22 protein-coding genes are annotated in these 22119 nt (G+C 41.0%); 5 read left to right on the forward strand and 17 right to left on the reverse strand.

What is annotated here, in order from left to right; genetic code table 11:
- Positions 1 to 42: 42 nt before the first annotated feature.
- From ACSBQP_RS15405 to ACSBQP_RS15420, 4 genes are all read left to right on the forward strand, one after another.
- Complete coding sequence (locus tag ACSBQP_RS15405) at positions 43 to 2106, forward strand: thioredoxin domain-containing protein (RefSeq protein ID WP_435028577.1); 2064 nt, start codon at positions 43 to 45, stop codon at positions 2104 to 2106.
- Positions 2107 to 2258: 152 nt separating this feature from the next.
- On the forward strand, positions 2259 to 3029 hold the full coding sequence (locus tag ACSBQP_RS15410) for a SurA N-terminal domain-containing protein (RefSeq protein ID WP_041091710.1): 771 nt from the start codon (positions 2259 to 2261) through the stop codon (positions 3027 to 3029).
- Positions 3030 to 3247: 218 nt separating this feature from the next.
- On the forward strand, positions 3248 to 4582 hold the full coding sequence (glpT, locus tag ACSBQP_RS15415; protein ID WP_008343899.1) for a glycerol-3-phosphate transporter: 1335 nt from the start codon (positions 3248 to 3250) through the stop codon (positions 4580 to 4582).
- A 92-nt stretch (positions 4583 to 4674) separates the two neighbouring features.
- Entirely contained in the window at positions 4675 to 5556 is an 882-nt protein-coding gene (locus ACSBQP_RS15420; protein WP_045034665.1) for a glycerophosphodiester phosphodiesterase, read from the forward strand.
- 40 nt (positions 5557 to 5596) lie between these two features.
- On the opposite strand, the gene ACSBQP_RS15425 is transcribed toward ACSBQP_RS15420, so the two are convergent.
- The 12 genes from ACSBQP_RS15425 to ACSBQP_RS15480 all read right to left on the reverse strand — a co-directional run bounded on the left by ACSBQP_RS15425 (position 5597) and on the right by ACSBQP_RS15480 (position 15283).
- Positions 5597 to 6985, reverse strand: coding sequence for an amino acid permease (locus ACSBQP_RS15425; protein ID WP_057078671.1), 1389 nt, complete (start codon positions 6983 to 6985; stop codon positions 5597 to 5599).
- Positions 6986 to 7204: 219 nt separating this feature from the next.
- On the reverse strand, positions 7205 to 7963 hold the full coding sequence (locus tag ACSBQP_RS15430) for a DUF4097 family beta strand repeat-containing protein (protein WP_035390701.1): 759 nt from the start codon (positions 7961 to 7963) through the stop codon (positions 7205 to 7207).
- Between the two features lie 27 nt (positions 7964 to 7990).
- Positions 7991 to 8662: a bacitracin ABC transporter permease gene (locus ACSBQP_RS15435; protein WP_435028578.1), complete on the reverse strand. Its 672-nt coding sequence runs from the start codon at positions 8660 to 8662 to the stop codon at positions 7991 to 7993.
- Positions 8663 to 8690: 28 nt separating this feature from the next.
- The gene (locus ACSBQP_RS15440) at positions 8691 to 9323 is read right to left on the reverse strand and encodes a TetR/AcrR family transcriptional regulator (protein ID WP_369456751.1); all 633 of its coding nucleotides are present in this window, start codon (positions 9321 to 9323) and stop codon (positions 8691 to 8693) included.
- A 129-nt stretch (positions 9324 to 9452) separates the two neighbouring features.
- Positions 9453 to 10343, reverse strand: coding sequence for a helix-turn-helix domain-containing protein (locus ACSBQP_RS15445; RefSeq protein ID WP_435028579.1), 891 nt, complete (start codon positions 10341 to 10343; stop codon positions 9453 to 9455).
- A 93-nt stretch (positions 10344 to 10436) separates the two neighbouring features.
- Positions 10437 to 11381 (reverse strand): alpha/beta fold hydrolase, encoded by a 945-nt coding sequence (locus ACSBQP_RS15450; protein WP_435028580.1) that lies wholly within the window; start codon positions 11379 to 11381, stop codon positions 10437 to 10439.
- 55 nt (positions 11382 to 11436) lie between these two features.
- Positions 11437 to 11736: a hypothetical protein gene (locus ACSBQP_RS15455; protein ID WP_017366494.1), complete on the reverse strand. Its 300-nt coding sequence runs from the start codon at positions 11734 to 11736 to the stop codon at positions 11437 to 11439.
- Complete coding sequence (locus ACSBQP_RS15460; RefSeq protein ID WP_017358703.1) at positions 11733 to 11951, reverse strand: helix-turn-helix transcriptional regulator; 219 nt, start codon at positions 11949 to 11951, stop codon at positions 11733 to 11735. Before ACSBQP_RS15460 ends, ACSBQP_RS15455 begins: the two co-directional genes overlap by 4 nt.
- A 188-nt stretch (positions 11952 to 12139) precedes the next feature.
- Positions 12140 to 12745, reverse strand: coding sequence for an ABC-2 transporter permease (locus tag ACSBQP_RS15465; RefSeq protein WP_255233556.1), 606 nt, complete (start codon positions 12743 to 12745; stop codon positions 12140 to 12142).
- Positions 12729 to 13604 (reverse strand): ABC transporter ATP-binding protein, encoded by an 876-nt coding sequence (locus ACSBQP_RS15470; RefSeq protein ID WP_435028582.1) that lies wholly within the window; start codon positions 13602 to 13604, stop codon positions 12729 to 12731. Before ACSBQP_RS15470 ends, ACSBQP_RS15465 begins: the two co-directional genes overlap by 17 nt.
- A gap of 5 nt (positions 13605 to 13609) precedes the next feature.
- Complete coding sequence (locus ACSBQP_RS15475) at positions 13610 to 13981, reverse strand: GntR family transcriptional regulator (protein WP_008343911.1); 372 nt, start codon at positions 13979 to 13981, stop codon at positions 13610 to 13612.
- Between the two features lie 174 nt (positions 13982 to 14155).
- Positions 14156 to 15283, reverse strand: a complete 1128-nt coding sequence (locus ACSBQP_RS15480; RefSeq protein ID WP_435028583.1) for a DUF418 domain-containing protein — start codon at positions 15281 to 15283, stop codon at positions 14156 to 14158.
- Between the two features lie 386 nt (positions 15284 to 15669).
- Here ACSBQP_RS15480 and ACSBQP_RS15485 point away from each other — a divergent pair, with 386 nt between their 5' ends.
- Positions 15670 to 18672: an amino acid adenylation domain-containing protein gene (locus ACSBQP_RS15485; protein ID WP_025206643.1), complete on the forward strand. Its 3003-nt coding sequence runs from the start codon at positions 15670 to 15672 to the stop codon at positions 18670 to 18672.
- 119 nt (positions 18673 to 18791) lie between these two features.
- Here the strand turns inward: ACSBQP_RS15485 and ACSBQP_RS15490 are convergent, their stop codons facing one another.
- Genes ACSBQP_RS15490 through ACSBQP_RS15510 form a run of 5 tightly spaced genes read right to left on the reverse strand, consistent with a single transcriptional unit; the run spans position 18792 to position 22102 of the window.
- Positions 18792 to 18989 (reverse strand): hypothetical protein, encoded by a 198-nt coding sequence (locus tag ACSBQP_RS15490; protein WP_025206642.1) that lies wholly within the window; start codon positions 18987 to 18989, stop codon positions 18792 to 18794.
- 23 nt (positions 18990 to 19012) lie between these two features.
- Entirely contained in the window at positions 19013 to 19432 is a 420-nt protein-coding gene (locus tag ACSBQP_RS15495; protein WP_017366487.1) for a TlpA family protein disulfide reductase, read from the reverse strand.
- Positions 19432 to 19947: a HEAT repeat domain-containing protein gene (locus tag ACSBQP_RS15500; RefSeq protein ID WP_008343915.1), complete on the reverse strand. Its 516-nt coding sequence runs from the start codon at positions 19945 to 19947 to the stop codon at positions 19432 to 19434. Before ACSBQP_RS15500 ends, ACSBQP_RS15495 begins: the two co-directional genes overlap by 1 nt.
- 18 nt (positions 19948 to 19965) lie before the next feature.
- Positions 19966 to 21387 (reverse strand): sporulation killing factor system integral membrane protein, encoded by a 1422-nt coding sequence (gene skfF / locus ACSBQP_RS15505; RefSeq protein WP_435028584.1) that lies wholly within the window; start codon positions 21385 to 21387, stop codon positions 19966 to 19968.
- On the reverse strand, positions 21380 to 22102 hold the full coding sequence (locus ACSBQP_RS15510) for an ABC transporter ATP-binding protein (RefSeq protein ID WP_435028585.1): 723 nt from the start codon (positions 22100 to 22102) through the stop codon (positions 21380 to 21382). Before ACSBQP_RS15510 ends, skfF begins: the two co-directional genes overlap by 8 nt.
- Between the last annotated feature and the right edge of the window lie 17 nt (positions 22103 to 22119).

A 22119-nucleotide genomic window follows, 5' to 3' on the forward strand; every position in this document is an offset into this window, starting at 1 on the left:
CCAAATGAGGGATCTTATAAAAAAGAAAAAAGCAGGTGACCCATGCCAAACAACCAAACACCCAACCCACTCATCACGGAAAAATCACCCTACCTCCTTCAACACGCCCACAACCCAGTTCACTGGTACCCGTGGGGGCAAGAAGCATTCGACAAAGCGAAACGTGAAAATAAACCGGTGCTTGTCAGCATCGGCTATGCCACTTGCCACTGGTGCCACGTCATGGCACACGAAAGCTTTGAAGATCAACAAGTCGCTGACATCCTAAACGAGCATTTCATTTCAATCAAAGTCGATCGTGAGGAGCGTCCGGACATTGACTCGATGTATATGTCCGTTTGTCAGATGATGACTGGACAAGGCGGCTGGCCGCTCAACGTGTTTGTCACGCCTGATCAAAAGCCGTTTTATGCGGGGACTTATTTTCCAAAAAGAAGTGCTTACGGCCGTCCTGGCTTCATTGAAGCACTGACGCAATTGATGGATGCGTATCACAACGACCGAGATCATATTGAATCATTGGCAGAAAAGGCAACAAATAATTTGCGGATCAAGGCAGCAGGGCAGACAGAAAATACGCTCACTCAGGAGTCGATTCACAAAGCCTATTATCAGCTCATGAGCAGCTTTGATACGCTGTATGGCGGCTTCGGTTCTGCGCCTAAATTTCCCGCACCTCATATGCTCACGTTTCTCATGCGTTATTTTGAATGGACAGGGCAAGAAAATGCGTTATATGCTGTCACAAAAACGTTAAACGGTATGGCAAACGGCGGTATTTATGATCATATTGGTTCTGGATTTACTCGGTATTCAACCGATGAAAAATGGCTTGTGCCGCATTTCGAAAAGATGCTGTACGATAACGCCTTGCTGATAGATGCCTACACCGAAGCCTATCAAATCACTCAACACCATGAGTACGAAAAGCTTGTCCAAGACCTCATTCAATTTATTAAACGAGACATGATGAATCGTGACGGCTCTTTTTATTCCGCAATCGATGCCGATTCAGAAGGAAAAGAAGGGCAATATTACGTTTGGACAAAAGAGGAGATCATGACCCATTTAGGTGATGACCTCGGCACTTTATTTTGTGCGGTCTACCACATCACAGAGGAAGGAAATTTTGAAGGACAGAACATCCCTCATACCATTTCCACCTCATTTGATGACATCAAAGCAGCATATTCAATCGACGACAAAACCCTTCATTCCAAACTGCAATCCGCTCGACGCATTTTACTCACTGTAAGACAGCAGCGACCTACACCGCTAATCGATGACAAGGTACTCACCTCGTGGAATGCGCTGATGATCTCCGCACTTGCCAAAGCAGGGAGTGTCTTTCATGAAAAAGAGGCCATCCGCATGGCAAAACAGGCGATGTCTTTTCTCGAAACACACCTCATCCAACAGGGACGCCTCATGGTCCGCTTCAGAGAAGGGGACGTAAAGCATCTAGGCTTTATCGAGGATTATGCGCACATGCTCACAGCGTATATGTCTTTATACGAAGCGACCTTTGACCTAGATTGGCTGACAAAAGCCAGAGCCGTTGCTGAAAATATGTTTGAACTGTTTTGGGATGAGCAAATCGGGGGCTTTTTCTTCTCAGGCTCAGATGCAGAAGCGCTTATCGTTCGTGAAAAAGAAGTATACGACGGGGCCATGCCGTCTGGTAACAGTACTGGACTCCAACAGCTTCTGAAACTAAGCAGAATGATCGGACGTCAAGACTGGATCGAAACACTAGAGAAGATGTTCAACGCCTTTTACGTCGATGTCTCTTCCTATCCAAGCGGACATACCGCCTTTTTACAAGGACTATTAAGCCAATATGCCGTAAAACGAGAAATCATTATTCTCGGGAAAAAGGGCGATCCGCAAAAAGAACAGCTTCTACAAGCATTGCAAAAACGATTCATGCCATTTGATCTCATTTTAACTGCCGAAACAGGGCAAGAATTAGCAAGGCTCGCACCTTTTGCAAAAGATTACAAAACGATCAACGACAGCACGACGGTCTATATTTGTGAAAACTACAGCTGCCGCCAGCCGATCACCAATCTCGACGAAGCGATGGAACAATTATTCCAAACTTGAGCTGTCATATGATGACTATGAGAAGACAAAATGAGGACAAACAGATAAAAAAAATGTCAATCCGCTAACAATTCGTCTATACGGTTTTATTTTTCCTCTAAAACGGTTAGAATGCGCACTAGATGTTCTCATACCGAAGGGAGAGAAAATAATTGAAAAAAGTATCATATACACTCATTGCTTGTCTGTTATCAGTGGGGCTTGCAGCCTGCTCATCAAACGATGCGAAACAGGATAAGCAAAACGATTCAGCCAAAAGCAAGGAAACAACACAGGCTGACCAAAAAGAGCAGCAAAAGCAAATGGAAGAGATGCAAAAGAAATTAGACGCACAAAAAATTGATGATCAAAAGGTCGTTGCGACCGTCAACAAAGATAAAATCACAGGCAGTGAATACAATAGCGCCTTATCGACCATTCAAGGTCAACTTCAGCAGTCAGGACAAGACCCAACATCTAAAGAAGGCGCAAAAGCTGTCAAGAAGCAAACCATTGATGCGCTAGTAGGTCAAGAGCTCATCCTGCAAGATGCTGAGAAGAAGGGCTATAAAGCCTCTGACAAGCAAGTCGATAAGCAGCTAAAAGAAGAAAAGAAACAATTTAAAGACAATGCTCAATTTGAAGAAGCACTCAAAAAGAGCGGACTGACAATGGATCAGCTGAAAAGTGATATTGCCGACAGCATCAAATATAGCCAATATGTCGACAAAGAAATTAAATCAGCCTCTGTGTCTGAAAAAGACGTCAAAGCGTACTATGACCAATACGCCGAACAAATGAAAAAGCAAAAACAAAAAGCACCTGATTTCAAAGACGTCAAATCACAAATCAAGAAGCAGTTAGAATCTCAAGAAAAGCAAAAAGAAGTACAAAAAGAAATTGATCAACTAAAGAAAGCTGCAAAAATTGATGTATCAATTTAACCACTATTAAAAATCCGCCATTGTGCGGATTTTTTTCATCACTTCATGAACTGTTTTTCCAAAATAATGACAAAAGCCTCATCATAAACATCTTCTCCATCCGATATGATGGGAGTACAAAAGAAAGCGTTATCAATTCTTTTGTCTCTGAAAAAGTACAAGATCAAAGACAGACCTCGTACTTTTGTTTCAGTCATATCTACAAGAGGAGGATGTTTATGTTCAAATGGTTTAAACCAGCTCCGCATATCGACAGGCTCGATGATGCCAAAACAGACGAAACCTATAAACGGCTGCGTCTGCAAGTCTTTTTGGGAATCTTTATCGGATATGCGGGCTACTATTTGCTGCGCAAAAATTTCGCATTTGCCATCCCTTATTTACAGGAAGAGGGGTTCACAAAAAGTGAATTAGGCTTTGTACTGGCGGCTGTTTCAATCGCTTATGGCTTTAGTAAATTCATTATGGGGATGATCTCAGACCGGTGTAACCCAAGATACTTTTTAGCCGCTGGACTCTTTCTATCAGCTCTTATCAATATTCTATTTGTCTCATTTCCATGGGTGACTTCCAGTGTATGGATCATGTTTTTATTCATGTTCTTAAACGGCTGGTTTCAAGGAATGGGGTGGCCGCCATGCGGACGAACGATGGCGCATTGGTTTTCGGTGAGTGAACGTGGTACGAAAATGTCCATTTGGAACGTCGCTCACAATATCGGTGGGGGAATTCTTGCACCGCTTATCACATTAGGAATTGTTTTGTTTGCGACGTGGAAAAGTATCTTTTTCTTCCCTGCCATCATCGCCATTATCGTCTCCTTCGTCATCATTCTTCTCGTTCGGGACACCCCGCAATCCGCTGGTCTTCCGCCAATCGAAGAATACCGAAATGACTATCCGGCACAACAATATGAAGATCAAGAAAAAGAATTAACCGTAAAAGAGATTTTGTTTAAATATGTACTCAACAATAAATTCCTTTGGTATATCGCCATTGCCAACGTCTTTGTGTACTTTGTCCGTTACGGGGTCGTAGACTGGGCACCTACCTATTTAACAGAAGCAAAAGGATTCTCACCAGAGCATTCACGCTGGTCTTATTTCCTTTATGAATATGCAGGCATCCCTGGTACATTATTGTGCGGGTGGATTAGTGACCGCTTCTTTAGAAGCCGCCGCGCACCTGCTGGCGTCCTCTTTATGATTGGCGTATTAATTGCGGTTCTTGTGTACTGGTTAAACCCTGCTGGCAATCCAATGGTTGATAACATTGCCCTCATCAGCATCGGGTTTTTAATTTACGGACCCGTCATGCTCATTGGACTGCAAGCCATTGATCTCGCTCCGAAAAAAGCCGCTGGCACTGCTGCCGGGTTGACAGGATTCTTTGGATATATTGGTGGCTCTGCTTTTGCTAATGCCATGATGGGCGTCGTCGTCGATCACTATGACTGGACAGGAGGTTTCATTTTACTAGTTGGTTCTTGTATCCTTGCGATTGTGTTCCTCGCCATGACATGGAATACAGGAAAGCGCGTAGAGCAAGCTTAATGAAAATCACATAAAAGATTCATCTCCGCCCAACATGCCCTTTACATCTATTTCTTATGATGGAGGCAGTTACCGTAAAAGGAGGATAAAATATGAAGAAAAGTAGATTACTTGCTTTCGTGTTACTCTCTTTTGCTTTACTGTCTTTTGGTTGGGTGCCGACCACCATGTCGGCACATGAACATCTTTTATCTCCAGATCGCATTTTAACCGTTGCACACCGCGGAGCATCAGGGTATGCCCCAGAGCATACCCTAGCTTCCTACAAGCTCGCCACAAAGATGAATGCAGATTACCTCGAACTCGACCTTCAAATGACAAAGGATGGACACCTCATCGTCATGCACGATGAAACGGTTGACCGGACGACAAACGGAACCGGCTGGGTCAAAGACCTCACACTTGCCGAAATCAAACAGCTTGATGCCGGTGCATGGTTTAACGAAGCCAACCCCGACAAACAAAATGCCCACTTTATTGGACAGCAAGTCCTCACATTAGATGAGGTATTACGCTACTTCGGTAAACGAGAAAATTATTATATTGAAACCAAAAAACCAGACATCTATCCGCAAATGGAAGAAAAGCTATTGGCCGTCTTAAAGAAACATCATCTTCTTGGAAAACATACTAGAAAAGGGCAGGTCATCATCCAATCTTTCAGTCAAGAAAGTCTATTAAAATTGCAGAAACTCGCCCCTCGGCTTCCAAAAGTACAGCTATTAGATAGAGCACAAATGACGTCTATTACAGATGATCAGCTCGACTTCATCAAATCGTATGCAGTGGGGGTCGGACCGAATTTTAGAGCTTTGACACTTGAAAATGTACAGCAAGTCAGAAGCCATGGACTCCTCCTTCATCCATATACGGTAAACAGCGAAGCAGACATGACACGTCTTCTGCAATACGGCGTCACCGGTCTTTTCACCAACTTTCCAGATGTCTTTCAGCGTGTCAAAGCTTCTCTGTAAACGACAAAAGCCTTGCGGGTCCACTCCGCAAGGCTTTTGATTATTTCACCGTTTGATCAGAAGAAGCTGTTTCAATCGGTTTTCGTTTACCAATTCCAAATACAAAAAAGCTAAGCGCCACTAAAATCAAGAACCCAATTGCCACAATGAGAGAAATTCGTGTATCCTGATTAATCAGCATAAACACAAGCACCATCAGCAAGAATCCGATTGTCAAATAGTTAGAAAATGGCGCAAGCGGTAGCTTAAATGGATGCTGATCAAGCGCTGCCCCCTTCGCTTTTCTGAAGCCAATATGACTAATCAAAATGACAAACCAAGGCACCATACCAGGAAGGACACTGGCACTATACACATAAACGAAAATGTTTGGCGGCGAAACATAATTTAAGACCACCCCAACCGCTAAACCAATCAGCACAGCAAATGTCCCAAAATACGGTACACCATTCTTCGAAATTTTTGTAAAGAAAGCAGGTGCCTGTCCATTCACACCTAATGTATAAAGCATACGTCCCGCACTGAAGATTCCACTATTACAGCCGGACATCGCTGCTGTAATGACAACAAAGTTAATAATACCTGCTGCTGCCGTAATTCCAATTTTCGCAAACGTCGCCACAAATGGACTGCCGAGCGTATTCAGCTGATCCCACGGATACACAGTTACGATGACAAAGATCGCACCGATATAGAAAATCAAAATACGCCAGATGATGCTTTTGATGGCATTTGTCAGCGTCTTTTGCGGATTTTGCGCCTCACCTGCAGTAATCCCAATGAGCTCTACCCCTTGATAGGCAGCAATCACTAGGGACAATGCAAACAAGAACCCGGTAAATCCACCTGTAAAGAATCCGCCATGCGCCCAAAGGTTAGACAAACCAATCGCTGTTCCACCATTGCCAAACCCAAAGAAAATAATGCCTAAACCTGCAATGATCATTAAAATAATCGTCACAATCTTGATCATCGCAAACCAGAATTCAAACTCACCGAATGACTTAACCGAAATCAAGTTGGCCGCACCTAAAATGATCATGGCGATTAATCCGGGAATCCACGCCGGTAACTCCGGGAACCAATATTTCATATAAGCGCCTACGGCGATAATCTCAGACATTCCAACAATGACCCACTGGAACCAGTTACTCCAAGCTGTCATATACCCCGCAAGCGGATGAATATATTGATGCCCAAATGTAGCAAAAGATCCCGTACTCGGTTCAAGATACAACATTTCTCCCATCGCACGCATAATAAAAAAGATAAAAATACCACACACTGCGTACGCGAGAAGAACCGATGGACCTGTCCATTGAATGGCTTTAGCTGACCCCATAAATAAGCCAACACCAATTGTGCCGCCAAGCGCAATCATTTGAATATGACGAGCACTTAACCCTCTCTTTAATTCCTTTTGAGCCACTTCTATTCCCCCTCATCAACAAACAACATAAAAAATAAAAAATCAGAATTTTCATTCTGATTCAAAATCTTCAATCTTTCGATGTATATTATCATAATAAATCTACCCTTAAAAAACAATTGTTTTTTTGAGGAAAACACTATTAACAAAATATTCTGACATAAAAAGATATTCAAATTATTTTATATTGATATATCGAATCAGAGGATCATCATCGCTTCAATGACCATCACTTAATAGAAAAGAACCTCCCCTTATATCGACCTCAAAGCTTTTCCCTCCATTTTTATAAACCATTCTATCCTGATCATCAACACAAGGAAAGTCATTGTGAAAAGTACCTGATCTTTTCTTCACATAACAAATAAATCCATCATTTTCCGGAATTGCCACTTTGACAGATGATCCAGTTGACGTCGATTTGAGCGAATGCAACATGGCCTTTGAATGTATCTGTACCCTTCTGCCTATTAAATTCAGATCAATATCTGAAAAAGCACCTACCATCTCCACTTTTGACGAAGTAGTACGCAGGCTCAATGTCTGCGTGTTGAGCTGTTGACTAGAGATAAGTCCACCCACTGTCTGCAAGCGCAGATGCTTGATTTCTCCCGTGAACATGGACTTTCCAGAAATCAATTGGCAGTCAGCCTCCTTCACCTTCAGTCCATCCAAGAATAGATTTGCTCCTTTACAATGAATAGACAAGGACTGTAACTGTGCCTGAGGGAGGTAAATCTCCAAATTCGTTTGATGAAGATGAAGCCCCAAGCTGATCGCTCGTTTTCTTTTATCTTGAATGACTAGCCTGCCTTCCTGCACTTGATGATGCAGTAAATACCGATGGGGGAATACATGATTGGTGGTCTGCTTCATCAATAAATAAGGATGATCATGGTGATAAAGGCGAACATCTCCCACCAGCCAGTTTAACGAAAGTTCCGTTATTGCTTCTTCAATTTGAACCGTATGCTTCACATGTCTCCACCCTTTTCCCATCATGAATTACCTCGTTTGCAGCCGGCCGATGCGGCTCCACAATTCCAAGATCACAATGAGGATTGCTGCAATCATCACTCCTGACAGGATGAGGTTCATTTGATCATTGCCATAAATGGCGAGCGATACATTTCCTAAAACAGCACATAAAACAATGGCAGTCAGGACGGTCATCAAAACAGATTTCTTGCTCAACCCTATTCTCATCGCCATCATGCCAATCGCTTGAACACAAACAATCAACATAAAGAATGTTTTCATCAATTGAAACAGAGAACCTGCCGTCAGCGTATCGTGAACAATAGGGAAAAACAATTCAGTCACACTAAACACAACAAACGAAGGAATGATACTACACATCATCGCAAACGTTGAAAGGCACACCATCCATATCATATGAGAAAGGAATCTCACTGAATTGGATGTGCGTTCCTGATCAACAGTCTTTCCTACACGCCAATACAGCATAGCTGTGATGATAGAAAAAAAGATCATCCATACTGTACTCGTTAACAAATAAATATTCGTATATTGCTGAAAACCCGGTTCGCGTTCAATTTTTGCAGCAAACGCAATAAAATAGATGAATACTAGCAGCACAATACTCGTAATGAAACTAGCTTGAATATACTGCTTCATGTGGCCTTTTCTTAGCTCAACCTTCATAAAATGAATCATACGTCATCCTCCTATCAGTTGGCATTCTTTATCTTTCGGGCAGATCATACCCGCCAATTTCAGCAAAGTGCGCTGTCACCTTTTGAATAAATAGATCACTCACAATATCCACGCCAAGACCCTTCATCATCTGCTTTAAAAAACACAAACGCTGGACCGTTTCTTCATGATTGCGGACAAACAATGTTGGATTCAACCATATATTCACAAGAAGCAAAAATACTTCTGCCACTTCACCAGGAAACGCAGTTTCCATCGAACCATCCTCAATCCCTTCAATGATTAACTGTTTGATTCTCAAAGCATCCTGATTGACACCTGTCTTCATGCCTTCAATCACAAATTGTGGGTTTTTCATCTGATCAACCAAGATCCCATCAATCGAATGAGACTGCGGGTCTGCCACAAGCTGCTCCAGAATAAGCTGCAGCTTCTCTTTCGCATGAGCTGCCTCCGTATGCTCAATTAACTCCTCAAGCTTCTCGGTTGCATAACGAAACTGCCGATCCATCACGCCGCGTAATATTTCATCCTTCGATTTAAAATGATGATAAATAGCCCCTTTAGACATATTCAATTCATGGATAATATCTTGCAAACTTGTCTTTTCAAATCCCTTTTCCTGAAACAACTTTGTCGACACGTCCAAAATTTGCTGCATCGTCTTTTCTGGATACTTATTTCGCGCCAGTTCAAACGCCTCCTTTTACATACCGACCGTCGGTATGTTTATTTATATTTTTCATTATAAACGGTTCATCCAGATTTGTATACAACAAAAAAAGACCGCTCACACGGTCTCCTCAAGCTCAAAATGCAAATTCATCGGCACATCTGGCAGAGCCGAAGCCTCCACCATATTCGTTGTAGGTGTTTTCTCATCCACTTCCTCAAATCGAAAACCGTCAGCCCAGACTGTTCCATGACCGCTGAGTAGCACTCCAAAATGAATGGATTCACTGCGCGTAGGAACATCTAATACGATCGCATATTGATTCCATTCCGTAGAATCTGTCACAGGTCGATTCTGCATATTATCAAACTGCACCGTATCACCCTTTCCGTCATCTACCCGCATCCAAATTCCTGCTGAAGATACATTCTCTGTTTTCAAGAAAGCAGAGAGCTTCAATCGCTTGCCTACATACTCTTTTGCTTGAAACCCCTGCATCATCGTCGCAAACTGTCCTTCTTGTACGCCTTCTTTAGATGATAAAACACCTGATTGCTTTCCCGTATGAAACTCTGCTGTATCAACACCCATCTCATACATATGCGGATGTGAACCACTCAAACCCCAGCCAGGTACTGCTTCATGTAATGTCATCGAATCTTCCTCCTTTTTCATTTGCATGTCTCTCATCATGGACCTGTACATTCCGGGAGGTAAAGAATAAAGATGCTTAAAAGCACGCGTAAAGGCTTCCTGCGATTGGAATTGTAACGAAAAAGCGATGTCTAAAATCCCCTGATCCGTATACAAAAGAAGCTGTGCAGCCGTAGCTAATCTTCGTTTCCGCATATATTCCCCCATCGACAGCCCGGTTTCTCGTTTAAACACACGCAGCAAATGAAATTGTGAATATCCTACTTTCTCATGCACCTGTTTCAGCGACAGCTCATCCATCAAATGCGACTCCAAATAAGAAATCACCTCTTGCGTCACCCGACTATACATCATCTCCCTCACCTCTTCTTGATCATAAAACAAATCAGTTCACTCGTTTTGATCAAAATTGCGATGTTTCATCTGTCCAGCTGAGGAGGAAAAACGCTAACGTGAGCGCTCGTTGTTCGATAGAAACTCCCTCACATCATCTGCGATTTCTTTTGATTTCGTATGATGCAAATAATGCCCGCCTTTGAAAGTAACGACTTTTCCGTGGTCTACATGTTTCAGCAGCTCTTCATGCATTGGTTTCCAGTTTGGTGTTTCTTTCTCCGTTTGATCCGCTAGATAGAAAGCCACAGGGAGCTTCTTAGGGAAATGTAGGCGTTGAGCGTTTTTAAAATTGTTTCTAAAGTTTTCTGCCTCACTCGCTTGGCTTTCATCCAAGAAATTTCGGAAAGTCAGCATTTTAATCTGAGCTTTCGTTTGATCATCTACTTTAGGCATCACCAGTTGATCTGGATTCATTTTCACTATCAATCTGTAAAAGCCGGATTGATGAAGCAGCTGTAAGCTGGAGACTGGCAATTCATCCGTTTCCTGTTTAGGAACACTAGTATCAATTCCAACAAAGGCTTGGACTTCTTTTTCATATTGATTCACATATTCTAATCCATAAATGCCAGCAATCGAATGACCCATCAGCGTATATTTTTTAATGTTGAGTTTTTGCAAACATTCATGAATCTCATCCACAATGTTTTGACTTGTCCTTACTTTATCTGTGTCGTCACTTAAACCATAACCAAACGGTTCAATCACAACGACTCTATAATCTGGCGATAACTCCTTGACTAACGGTTCAAAATCCAGCACTGGTGAAGCAGTTCCATAGCCTGGGAGAAGGACAATCGTTTCTTTCCCATCGCCTTGAATGAGCACATTCATCTGCTTCCCATCTACCAAGACCTTTTGCCCATAATATTCTATTTTCCCCTGTTCTCTTTCATTACTAATTAGATTCACAACATAAACACTGGCTACAAATACAACCAAGACAGTCAGAATGGTACATAGAGCAATCAGCATTATTTTCAGTAATTTTTTCAATATTTTTTCTTCCCTTCATGATGAAGTACCCTAGCTTGCATCCGCAGATGAAAGATTAGTATTTTCTTTCACAATAGATAATGCCAATTGTATTTGCGCAAACACTTGATACATACATAAACGTAATCGCTATATAAAACCATTCCGTTGGAGATGATAATTCATGAACAAAAGCTTGAATGACAGCAACCAATATATAGGCTAATGCCACACCTACAATTGAAAAACTTCCGGCTTTCGCTAAAATAAATTGACCTCGTTCATCCTGTTTATATTCACGGCTTTTCTTAAATTGAAAGACCGTACTTAAGATAGAAAGGATAATCAGAGAATAAAGTATGATCGTTGTCATCATCGCTGTTGTTCCTCCTTGTCGACCTCTTGAAAAACGTCATATAAATCAACTTCAAATGTTCTCGCAATTTGAAATGCTAGTTTTAAAGACAAAGAATATTTACCATTCTCAATCGCTGCCACAGTTTGACGAGTCACACCTAACTTCTCTGCCAAATCCTTTTGTGTCCAGTCTTTTTCTGCCCGTAATACTTTCATTCTATTTTTAATTTCCATTTCAGATTCCTTTCTTAAAGGATGTTTTATTTAACATAATGTTAAAAATAATTAACATTATGTTAAATAACAATAACCTGTTTTCTTCTGTATGTCAATTTCACCGGATGCAAAAAAGAATCATCCATTTTGAAAGGCCTACCTACCTCAAAATGAATGATTCTCTATAAATGATGTGATCATCTGATTTAAAACACTTTCCTCTGGTAAATCGCAGTAGAAAGTCCCCAAGATAGCATGTAGATGAGCATAATCAGTACAGTTGACCCCGTATATACAATAGGGATCGATAAATTCATGATAAAATCAGTGATCCCACTAAATTGCTCTGCTAAATAGATCACAACAGGCGGTCCCATAGCAGATAAGACGATAAAGCCAATGATCACTGCCGTTGTGATATAACCAGGCTTTAAGATATAAAACAATGGAAACGTACATGCTGCGAACAATAAAAACAACCCACTGCCAATCGCAATATCTGACAGCGAAAACAGCTTCCCAAACACAAATAATGCAGCACTTGTCAGCACGATCGCAATACTCATATAGAAAATGGCGCCAAGATAACGTGATGCGATAATTTCTTTACGTGTATAGGGCAAGGAATTTAATAGAATATTCGTTTCTGCCTTCTCATCATAAGCATATGTGTTAAATGGAATGAAGACACTAGCGACTAGAAACGTTAATACTGGATGGACATCCATGAAAATAAAAAATAAGATAAACGGAATAAAAATAAGTAACTGCTTCTTTTGCAAAATCACATCACGCTTAATTAAATGAAACATGCGCAACCCCGCCTTTCAAATAAAACATGATATCCTCAAGCGACGCCGGTTCAATCACAACAGCATCCCCAAAAATAAGTTTCACCTCATCAATCCGATCTGTTAATGCTTCAAATCCGGCTGCCGTACGCTGAATATGGATAAACGCCTTTTCTGTGTCTCGATCCAGCAAATCCAGGCTCCCCTTCACCAGCGCATAATTCTCCGCCACCTCATGAATCGACTGTTGAAAGACCAATCTTCCATTTTGTATAAACGCAATATAATCCGCGATGCGATCTAAATCAGTCGTCATATGTGTTGAGAAAAAAATCGTTCGATTCCCATCAATCATCAATTCTTGTAACGTACTGAGCAGCTCTCTTCTAAAGACCGGATCTAGCCCAGCAGTTGGTTCATCCATGATAATCAGCTCTGCATGATGCGACAGCGCAATCGCAAGTGACGCCTTCATCTGCATCCCTTTTGAAAATGTTTTAATCGCTTTATTCAGCGGCAGACCAAACTGTTCAATATATTGATAAAAAAGCTGGTCATCCCAGCGTTTATAGGCAGGTGCCACAATTCGTTTGATGTCTTTTAAATTCAATCCTGGGAAAAAAACGTTAGCATCGTAAACAAAGCCAATTCGTTCCTTAATCTCTTTTTCATGGGTGCAATAATCTAATCCAAAAATTTTAACCTCACCAGAATCTGGTTTTAACAAATTCATGATCATTTTAATCGTGGTCGACTTACCAGCTCCATTTTCTCCAATAAACCCAGTAACAAAGCCCTTTTTGACCTGTAAATCGAGATTCTGCACAGAAAAGTCTTTGAACCGTTTTGATACTCCTTTGAATTCAATCACATGCTCCACTCATCTCACTCCTCATACAAGAACTTTAATAACTGCTGCAATTCATCAAAAGATAAGCCTAATTCCTTGCCGTTTGTAACAACCGCTCCAAGCTGTTCCTCAATCACCTTCAATTTTTTCTCTCTCATGACCTCTAGGTTTTGCTCGGCAACAAATGATCCCTTCCCTACAATCGAATAAATAAATCCTGCTTTCTCTAACTCTTCATATGCACGTTTTGTTGTGATGACGCTGATTTGTAAATCCTTCGCCAGCTTTCGGATAGACGGCAGTCCCGCACCTTCTGCAAGCTCACCCGTTAAGATCAACGATTTGATTTGCGTCGTAATTTGCTCATAGATAGGCTCCTTAGAATGGTTAGAAATCGTAATTTGCATATAAAAAACCTCTTTTTTCTGTACTGGTATTCGCAATGAAATATTGTATATACACTATATATACATTATATACACACTGAAAAAATATTCAACTCCTTTTATGAACTTTTTTGAATGCGATCCAACTAAAAAACCGCACAGCTCTTCAGCCATGCGGTTCCTCAACAAATCAATTTATCTCCAATATACCCATTTTCCCATAAGCCATTCCACAGGCCCTCTTCTCCACTTTTTCAAATAGAGATAGCTGATGAACAGCTGAGCTGTGTAAAGTCCAACAGCAAGTAGCAGTCCAAACATTGAGCCCATTTGTCCGAATAACCCAAGTCCGTAAGAATAGAAAATCGTTGTACAAATAATAGATTGAGCCAAATAGTTTGATAAAGACAATCGGCCCAGTCCTGCAAGCAGACGTTTCAACCCTTGTGCAGCCTTTGAATAGTAGAAGACAATAAAAGCTTGAATATAACCGATCGTCAGGACATAGGCTCCTAACGTCAGCACCATTTCACTCCAAGGAGCATCACTGAACGTCGCACATTTTAGCGCGAGCCCGATCAAAATCATCCAGATCCAGCCTTTACGATACGCCATCCCTCGATCTTCTTCTGTCAAATGGCCTTTTTTCCCGATCGCCATGCCAAGCAGTGCAAATGGACCCACCATGATCGTACCGAATAGAAAACCCAAGATCGGCATCATCATAATGGTCACGATCGCCATAATAATGGTCACAATCATCATATCGTCTTCAATCGTCACCCGGCTCAATAAAATATCACCGTATGCACCCTTCGCATACACATCCGTTAACAAATCATCATTTCCATAAACAAAGGTCATCAGATATGGTAAAACCACTAATGACAAAGCACCTAACACACCTGACCAAATCAGCATTGTTTTGATCCGGCTGCTTAAAAACATCATCAAGAAAAACGTACATGCTCCATAATATAAGAGAATATCACCATTCCAAATGAATATGTAATGCAACATCCCAAGCACAATAAGACCAAAGCCGCGGCGAACGACGATGGCATTCGTATTCAGCCCCTTTGCCTTAGTGGATTCAATCAACTTGATAAAAGAATACCCAAACAAAAAGGAGAAAATCGGATAAAATGACCCTTGGAACAAGATTTCCGTCACATATACCCCAAACTCCTGTCCCCATATGCTCGAATCAAACATCTTCTCAAAATCATAATCATATTGAAAATTAAGCATATTCACTATCAAAATACCTAATAAACTAAAACCACGTAAACTATCAATAAACTCAATCCTAGATCCCTTCAACACGACAGCTCCTTAAACAATATATAACAAATTTAAGATATACCTGTATATTTTACCAAATATTTTTCGGAATAGTATATATATTTCTAATAAAAAAGTGATCTTTCATCCTATCAGTGAATCCAGCCTATCTTATGATTCAATTTCCCCCTATTTTCATCTCCTCTTGATCATCAAAACGCTCATTCAAGGAAAAAGCCGAGGGTCCCTTACATTTTATCTCTAAATAGCACAATATATCTTCATATTAATTCAATTATTACATAAATTTTACATTTTATTGTTAATATGACCTTCATTGACAATGAATATTTCTTCATATACACTTTGGGTGGATTTAGGAATAACATTCCTAATCTATCAAATTCTAGAGGGGGAATATCATCATGAATGATCAAAATTTATGTGATATCATGAGACACCACGCCACTCACACGCCGCATCATCCAGCTTTAGCGTGCAACCATCAGAACATCACATATGCTGAACTTGAGAAACAAAGTAACCAGTTCGCCAATTACCTTATCAAAATGGGCGTAACGAACGCTTCTCATATTGGCCTAGCCTTAGAAAGATCACCACAATTGATTGTCTCTATTCTCGCTATCACCAAAATAGGAGCCGTTTATGTGCCTATAGATATAAATTACCCTAGTGAACGTATTCAATTTATGATTGAAGATGCCGAACTATCGTTTTTACTCACAACATCACATGTCACTCAAAGCCTAATCTCCTTGCCTATTCCTACTATCTACTTAGATAAAGAAAAACATCTCATCCTTACACAATCAACGTCAAACCCGTCTTTTGATGTCAAACCTTCTGATGCCGCTTATATCATGTATACCTCTGGCACAACAGGAAAACCAAAAGGTGTTGTCATTACACATAGATGTATCATGCACCTAACGCATAACCCTTCCTTTCTGCCCGTTAATTCTTCTGATACCTTAGCATTATTATCTACCATCTCTTTTGATTCCTCTACATTTGAAATATGGTCCGCTTTATTAAATGGAGCGACACTCGCTATTCCTCCTTCTGGAAAACTGACTCCTGAACTCGTCAGTCAAACCATTAAAGACTATGATGTATCGATTCTTTTTTTAACTACTGGATTGTTCAACTTGATGATGGAGTTACACCTGAACGATATCAAATCAGTTAAATACATCGTCTCTGGCGGAGATGTCATGTCTCCTCAAGTCGTTCATCAAGCATTAAAGGAGCTCCCACATACGACCATCATTAATGGCTATGGCCCGACAGAAAATACAATCTTCACAACAACTTTTCAACTGCCAGACACCTGGGATGATCTCGTCAGTATACCAATTGGCAGACCTGTAGCAGGAACCATCATTGACATCACAAATGAACAAGGTGAATCTGTCTCTCAAGGACAAATAGGGGAACTCATCACTTCAGGAGATGGACTAGCATTAGGCTACTGGCGAAGAGAAAACCTAACAAAGGAACGTTTCATCGAACGGGATGGAAGAACCTATTACAAAACAGGGGATCTTGTTCGACAACAACCTGATGGGCTGATTGAATATATTGGTAGAAAGGATGACCAAGTCAAAATTAGAGGCTTTCGTATTGAGCTTAGCGAGATTGAGCATGTGTTGATCCAGCACCCGAGTGTTAAATCCTGTTTGGTGACAGCCACAGAAGTTATACCTGGGGATAAACGCATCATTGCATACATCATTCCATCCAACAAAAAGACATGGGATCTATATACCATTCAAACTTATGCAAAGAAAACATTCCCTGATTTCATGCGCCCTGCACATTATGTTCTATTGACAAACTTCCCTACGACCACAAATGGAAAAGTCGATCGAAAAGCACTACCAAGATATCATTTCGACAGACCCAAACTGCAAACTGAATATGTCGCACCAACCAATCAAACCGAAGAAGCACTCTGTGAAATATGGACAGACCTATTAAAGGTAGAGCCCATTGGCACAAACGATCACTTCTTCGACTTAGGAGGAAACTCCATCCTTGCCGCCAAAACCTTAATGCGTATGCAGGAAACATTACACGTTGAACTACCTGCCAGCACCCTTTATGAACATCCTTCGATTCAACAAGTTCATCGTATGCTACAAAATCAAACACCTGAGCCGAAACAACAGCTCACATCAGAGGGATTTTTAGATGAAAAGATTCAACCAAAGCACCTATTCGATTCTAAATCCTTTAAGCAGAATGCCGTGTTATTAACAGGAGCAACCGGCTTTCTAGGCGCTTATCTCATTAAAGAGCTTGTTCGAATGAATCCATCCATCCAAATCTATTGTGTCATCAGAGCAAGAGACAAAGAGCACGCAAGACAGAGAATACAAGTAAATATGGAGAAATATCACCTATGGGACGAACATTATCTGAAACAACTAAAACCGATTGTAGGTTACTTGGACAAGCCTCAACTAGGGCTCTCAACAGAGGAATTTCAACAACTCGCCCAAACCATTGATGCCATCTATCATAATGGAGCAAAAGTCAATTACGTTCAGCCCTATCACATGCACAAGGATACAAATGTCACCGGCACAGAAAATATCATCAAACTCGCCTGCACAGAACAGGTAAAGCCTGTTCATTTCTTATCGACCATTGCCATATTCGGACCTGCCGGGTATCTAGATGGCACGACCGTTCTTTTTGAAGATACATCCATCGATGCTTATCTTCCTATTGTAGAAAAGGACATTGGGTACTCTCAAAGTAAATGGGTGGCAGAAAAAATCATGTGGGAAGCAAAAAAACGTGGCGTGCCGATCACAGTCCTTCGCCCCGGCTTCATCATGGGCGACAGTCAAACAGGCGTTCATAATACAGAGGATTACATGGCGAGACTAATCAAAGGATGCATCCAATTAAAGGCTTACGGTGAGCTACCGAATCAACGAAAAGAATTCGTACCCGTCGACTTTGTTTCAAAAGCCATTACAACCATATGCAAGGATCCAGCCAACTTCGGCAAAGCCTATCACCTCGTTCCACCTCAAGAAGAAAGCATGGAATTAAGTAAATATTTCCAAAAAATAACAGAAGAAATAGGCTATCCATTAGAAAAGAAAACATATGACGATTGGGTAGAAGCTCTCATTCAAGCAAGCGATCAAAACGCAGACAACGCCCTTACGCCATTTCTTCCAATGCTCACTGAAAAGGTAGAACAAGACAAAACAGTCTGGGAACTATACGAAAACATGGCGCACTTTGACTCAACAAATACTCAAACGGTTCTCCAAGCACATGGAATGACCTATCCCCCTATGGATGATCATTTAATCAAACGCTATTTCAAATACATGGAGGACATTGGATTTTTAAAATTTGATTCAAACACTGCTCTGAGAATATAAAAGCATTCCCTTGTTTTTAAACTCAATACAGGAAGTAATAAAAGGTTGGATTCAACATCCAACCTTTTATTACTTACCTTTCATCAACTGTACCTTTCTAAATCACCTCTGTAGAAAACTCATGCCTTATGATCTTTTTCTTCTTTAAAAAGCTCACGCTTCACATAAAACAAAATTCCCAATCCAAACAAAATCAACAGCAACTCCCATTCTGCAGAAATCGGCAGCCATGTCAACAGCATGAGAATCAGCAAAACAGCTCCCACACCTGCATAAAAGACCACCGTTTTTTTTAATTCTTGGTTTGATTGAAACAAAACGCTCTCCTCCATAACTCTAATTATGATCGTTTTTCTAGTTTTTTTAATATTTTTTCCCAGCCGGTATCTCCCATTTTCCGATCAATTAATTGTCCCTCTTTATCTATGAGGCAAAAACTTGGCAATCCTTGAATTTTATATTTTGTGACAATCTCATAATCTTGATCCAACACAATGGGAGCAATGAGATTCTTTTCCTCCGCATATTTCGAAACAACCTCTATCGATTTTTCTTCTTCCGTATATGGAACATGGACACAGGTTAAATGGATACTCAACTGATCCACACTATGTAGAATGTGGTCGGTTAATTCTTCACAATGCGGACAGTTAACTGACCAAAAATAAAGAAGCTGAGTATGCCCTTCAGGTAAACACCGCTGATGTGAAGAATGAATCCAAGGAAGGTGCTCAGGCCATTTAAGTATTTGCGTTTCCACTACTCATCCCCCTTTTCTTTTAATTGAAAAGCGATGATTTTTCCTAGTGCCTCTTCTGCGGCAAAAGGGGCCACATTTCCTGATGGATTCTCTTGTTCCTGTTTTAGGCACTCGTACATATTTTTTTCGATTTTTGATGGGTCAATCCAAGAGATACACCACGATGCCCAAAAACAAGTAGGACCCTCATAACGCTTTGCCAAAGACAGAAGAAATGGCAAACTAGGCTGACCAATTCTCATGAGTGAGATCGCCGCCGCCATTCTTGTCTCCTCTTCTTCACTTTCTAACAGTTTAGCAAGAGCTTCTGCTGCATCCCCTGCATCTGCTCCAAATTCACCAAGAACCGCTGCTGCAATATTCCGCAAAGAACCCTCTTCTTTTAAGGCTTCAACAAGCACTGGCACTGCCTCTTTTCCTGATTTCCTTAATTCCCCCATGGCTTGAACGATTGTTACTTCATTCGTATTGACTAAACGTTGAACCGATTGGGATAGCTTATCTTCTGGTTTCATGACAATCAACTCCTCTTTTTAATGAGTCCCACGGCATCGATAACACATCACATAACATACACATCCAGCAAATACACATGTCATCGTTGTAAACCAGCCATTAGTGAACAGATGAATCCCAATGATGACTGCAGCACTTATGACAGATCCGATGAGCAATGATCGATAATAGATGCCCAAAGAAAGACTCGCTTCTCGTCTCAAAGGCTGCGTAAAGGCAAAGAGCCGAATGGTCAAAAACCAAATATAAACCCCTACCCCATAAATGGCCCAATACAATACATCATGAATCTCTAACAAGATAAGAGAAACCAAGTAGACACCATACAACCAAAAGGTTTGAAACACTTCCAATAGAAGAATTTTTTGATATAAAGCGCCCGGAAAAAGATACAGCAATCCCGTTTGCCCGTGTCTTACAATCCCAGCGTAATATGAACTGAGCAGGACAGATGCACCAATGACCAGAAAGAATAGAGTCAACCAATCTGAAAAATAAGAACTGACGACATAGTAAGTACCGATCAACAGCATGGTAGATAACAGGTGGAAGGTAGCATACTTTTTGATCATCAATATTTCTAGCCAAAGGAAAGCCCAGATGCCCGTTAATGATGAAAGCCCCCACCACGTCTTGCTTTTCTTTGGACTTATTGGATTTACATGAACCTGTTTCCCCTCAAATTCCTCCCAAAATGCCGCCTCTTTGACTAACGACTCCATCATCTCTATACGATGACTCGACCTGTACATCATCATGAAAGATAAAATCATCACTCCAAGTAATATCAATACAGAAATGAATGAAAACTCCTCTATCATGCGTCCGACTTGATACATCAAAGAAGCAGATATCTCCATCATTGACGACTGTTTCAATATCAATTGATTCATAATAAGCAATGAAAGACAACCAAACATCAGTATAAAACCAATGAAGAGCACTCGCTTATATACTTGAATGGTTCTTGCACAAGATACCGCAATCATCCATGTTTCGATCATACATAACAGCGCTGTTAACAGGAGTGATTTACCAAGTAGAAAAAAGTACTGCTGCGTTAAACAAAGAAGGAGGATATCAGCCATCACAGCAGAAACAATAAGAAGAGCACATCGCCAAAAAATGTGATATACCCATACACTCATCACAACTGTCCATAAAGAAGCACCACTTCCATACAACCACATGATATCGTTCATCTGACTAGGCAGCCTATTCGAAAACAAGCCAAAGCCAGTATAAAGAACAAATAAAACGACAATGATCCATCCAGCTGTACTTGCATTCCAATCGCCCATACTTGAGACTGCGCTCAGCTGAAAACCGATGGCAGCCATCATAAGTAGCAAGATCAGAAAGGGCATTTTCTTTTCTTGATTTTTACTGATCAAGCGCCTTTGGGATTTCATCCATAAAAGGGAAAGCGTGTTATTCACTAGACCACTCCCCTAGAAGTTTAATGACTTCTGTCCGCCACTTCATTTGTTCTTCCTGCTGCTTAGGAACAGCGATATTTTTCATGATGGCACCGTCTCGAATCAATATCACCCTACTAGCCGTATCAAGAACAAACTCTAGACTATGAGTGGACACAAGAACCGAACCACCTTGAAGGCTCTTCTGTATCAGCCAATCTGACAGCCATTGTTTCGAAGGGATGTCTAACCCAACAGTCGGCTCATCTAAAATAAAAAGGGAGGCATCTTGCACAATGGCCCCTGCTAAGACGACACGCTGTTTTTGACCTCTTGAAAGCCTTCCGCACAATTCGTTCATCTTCATTTCGATATGTACTTCTTTCAACGCCTCAAATACCTTTTCTTTGATCTGTTTTAAACCTTTATGATAGCCTCTCGCACGAAATTGAACATGTTCAGCAACCGTTAAATCTGGGTACAAATATGGCTGATCTGGAATAAGAGCTACTTTTTTTTGGACATGGGAATGACCAGGAGGAAATCCCTCTATGAGTATTTCCCCTTGATCAGGTTGATAGAGACCTGTTAAACATCGAATGGTTGTCGTCTTCCCCGCACCATTAGGCCCAAGCAGCGCCACAACCTCCCCTGCTTCAATGGAAAATGAAAGACCCTCTATCCCATCACCATTGCTATATCGTTTGCTTACATTCTGAACCTCCATGAATGGCATCAAATCTCTCCCTTTTA

Source organism: Bacillus sp. G402 (assembly GCF_051172515.1).
In the GTDB taxonomy this organism is placed as follows: Bacteria; Bacillota; Bacilli; order Bacillales; family Bacillaceae; genus Bacillus; species Bacillus altitudinis.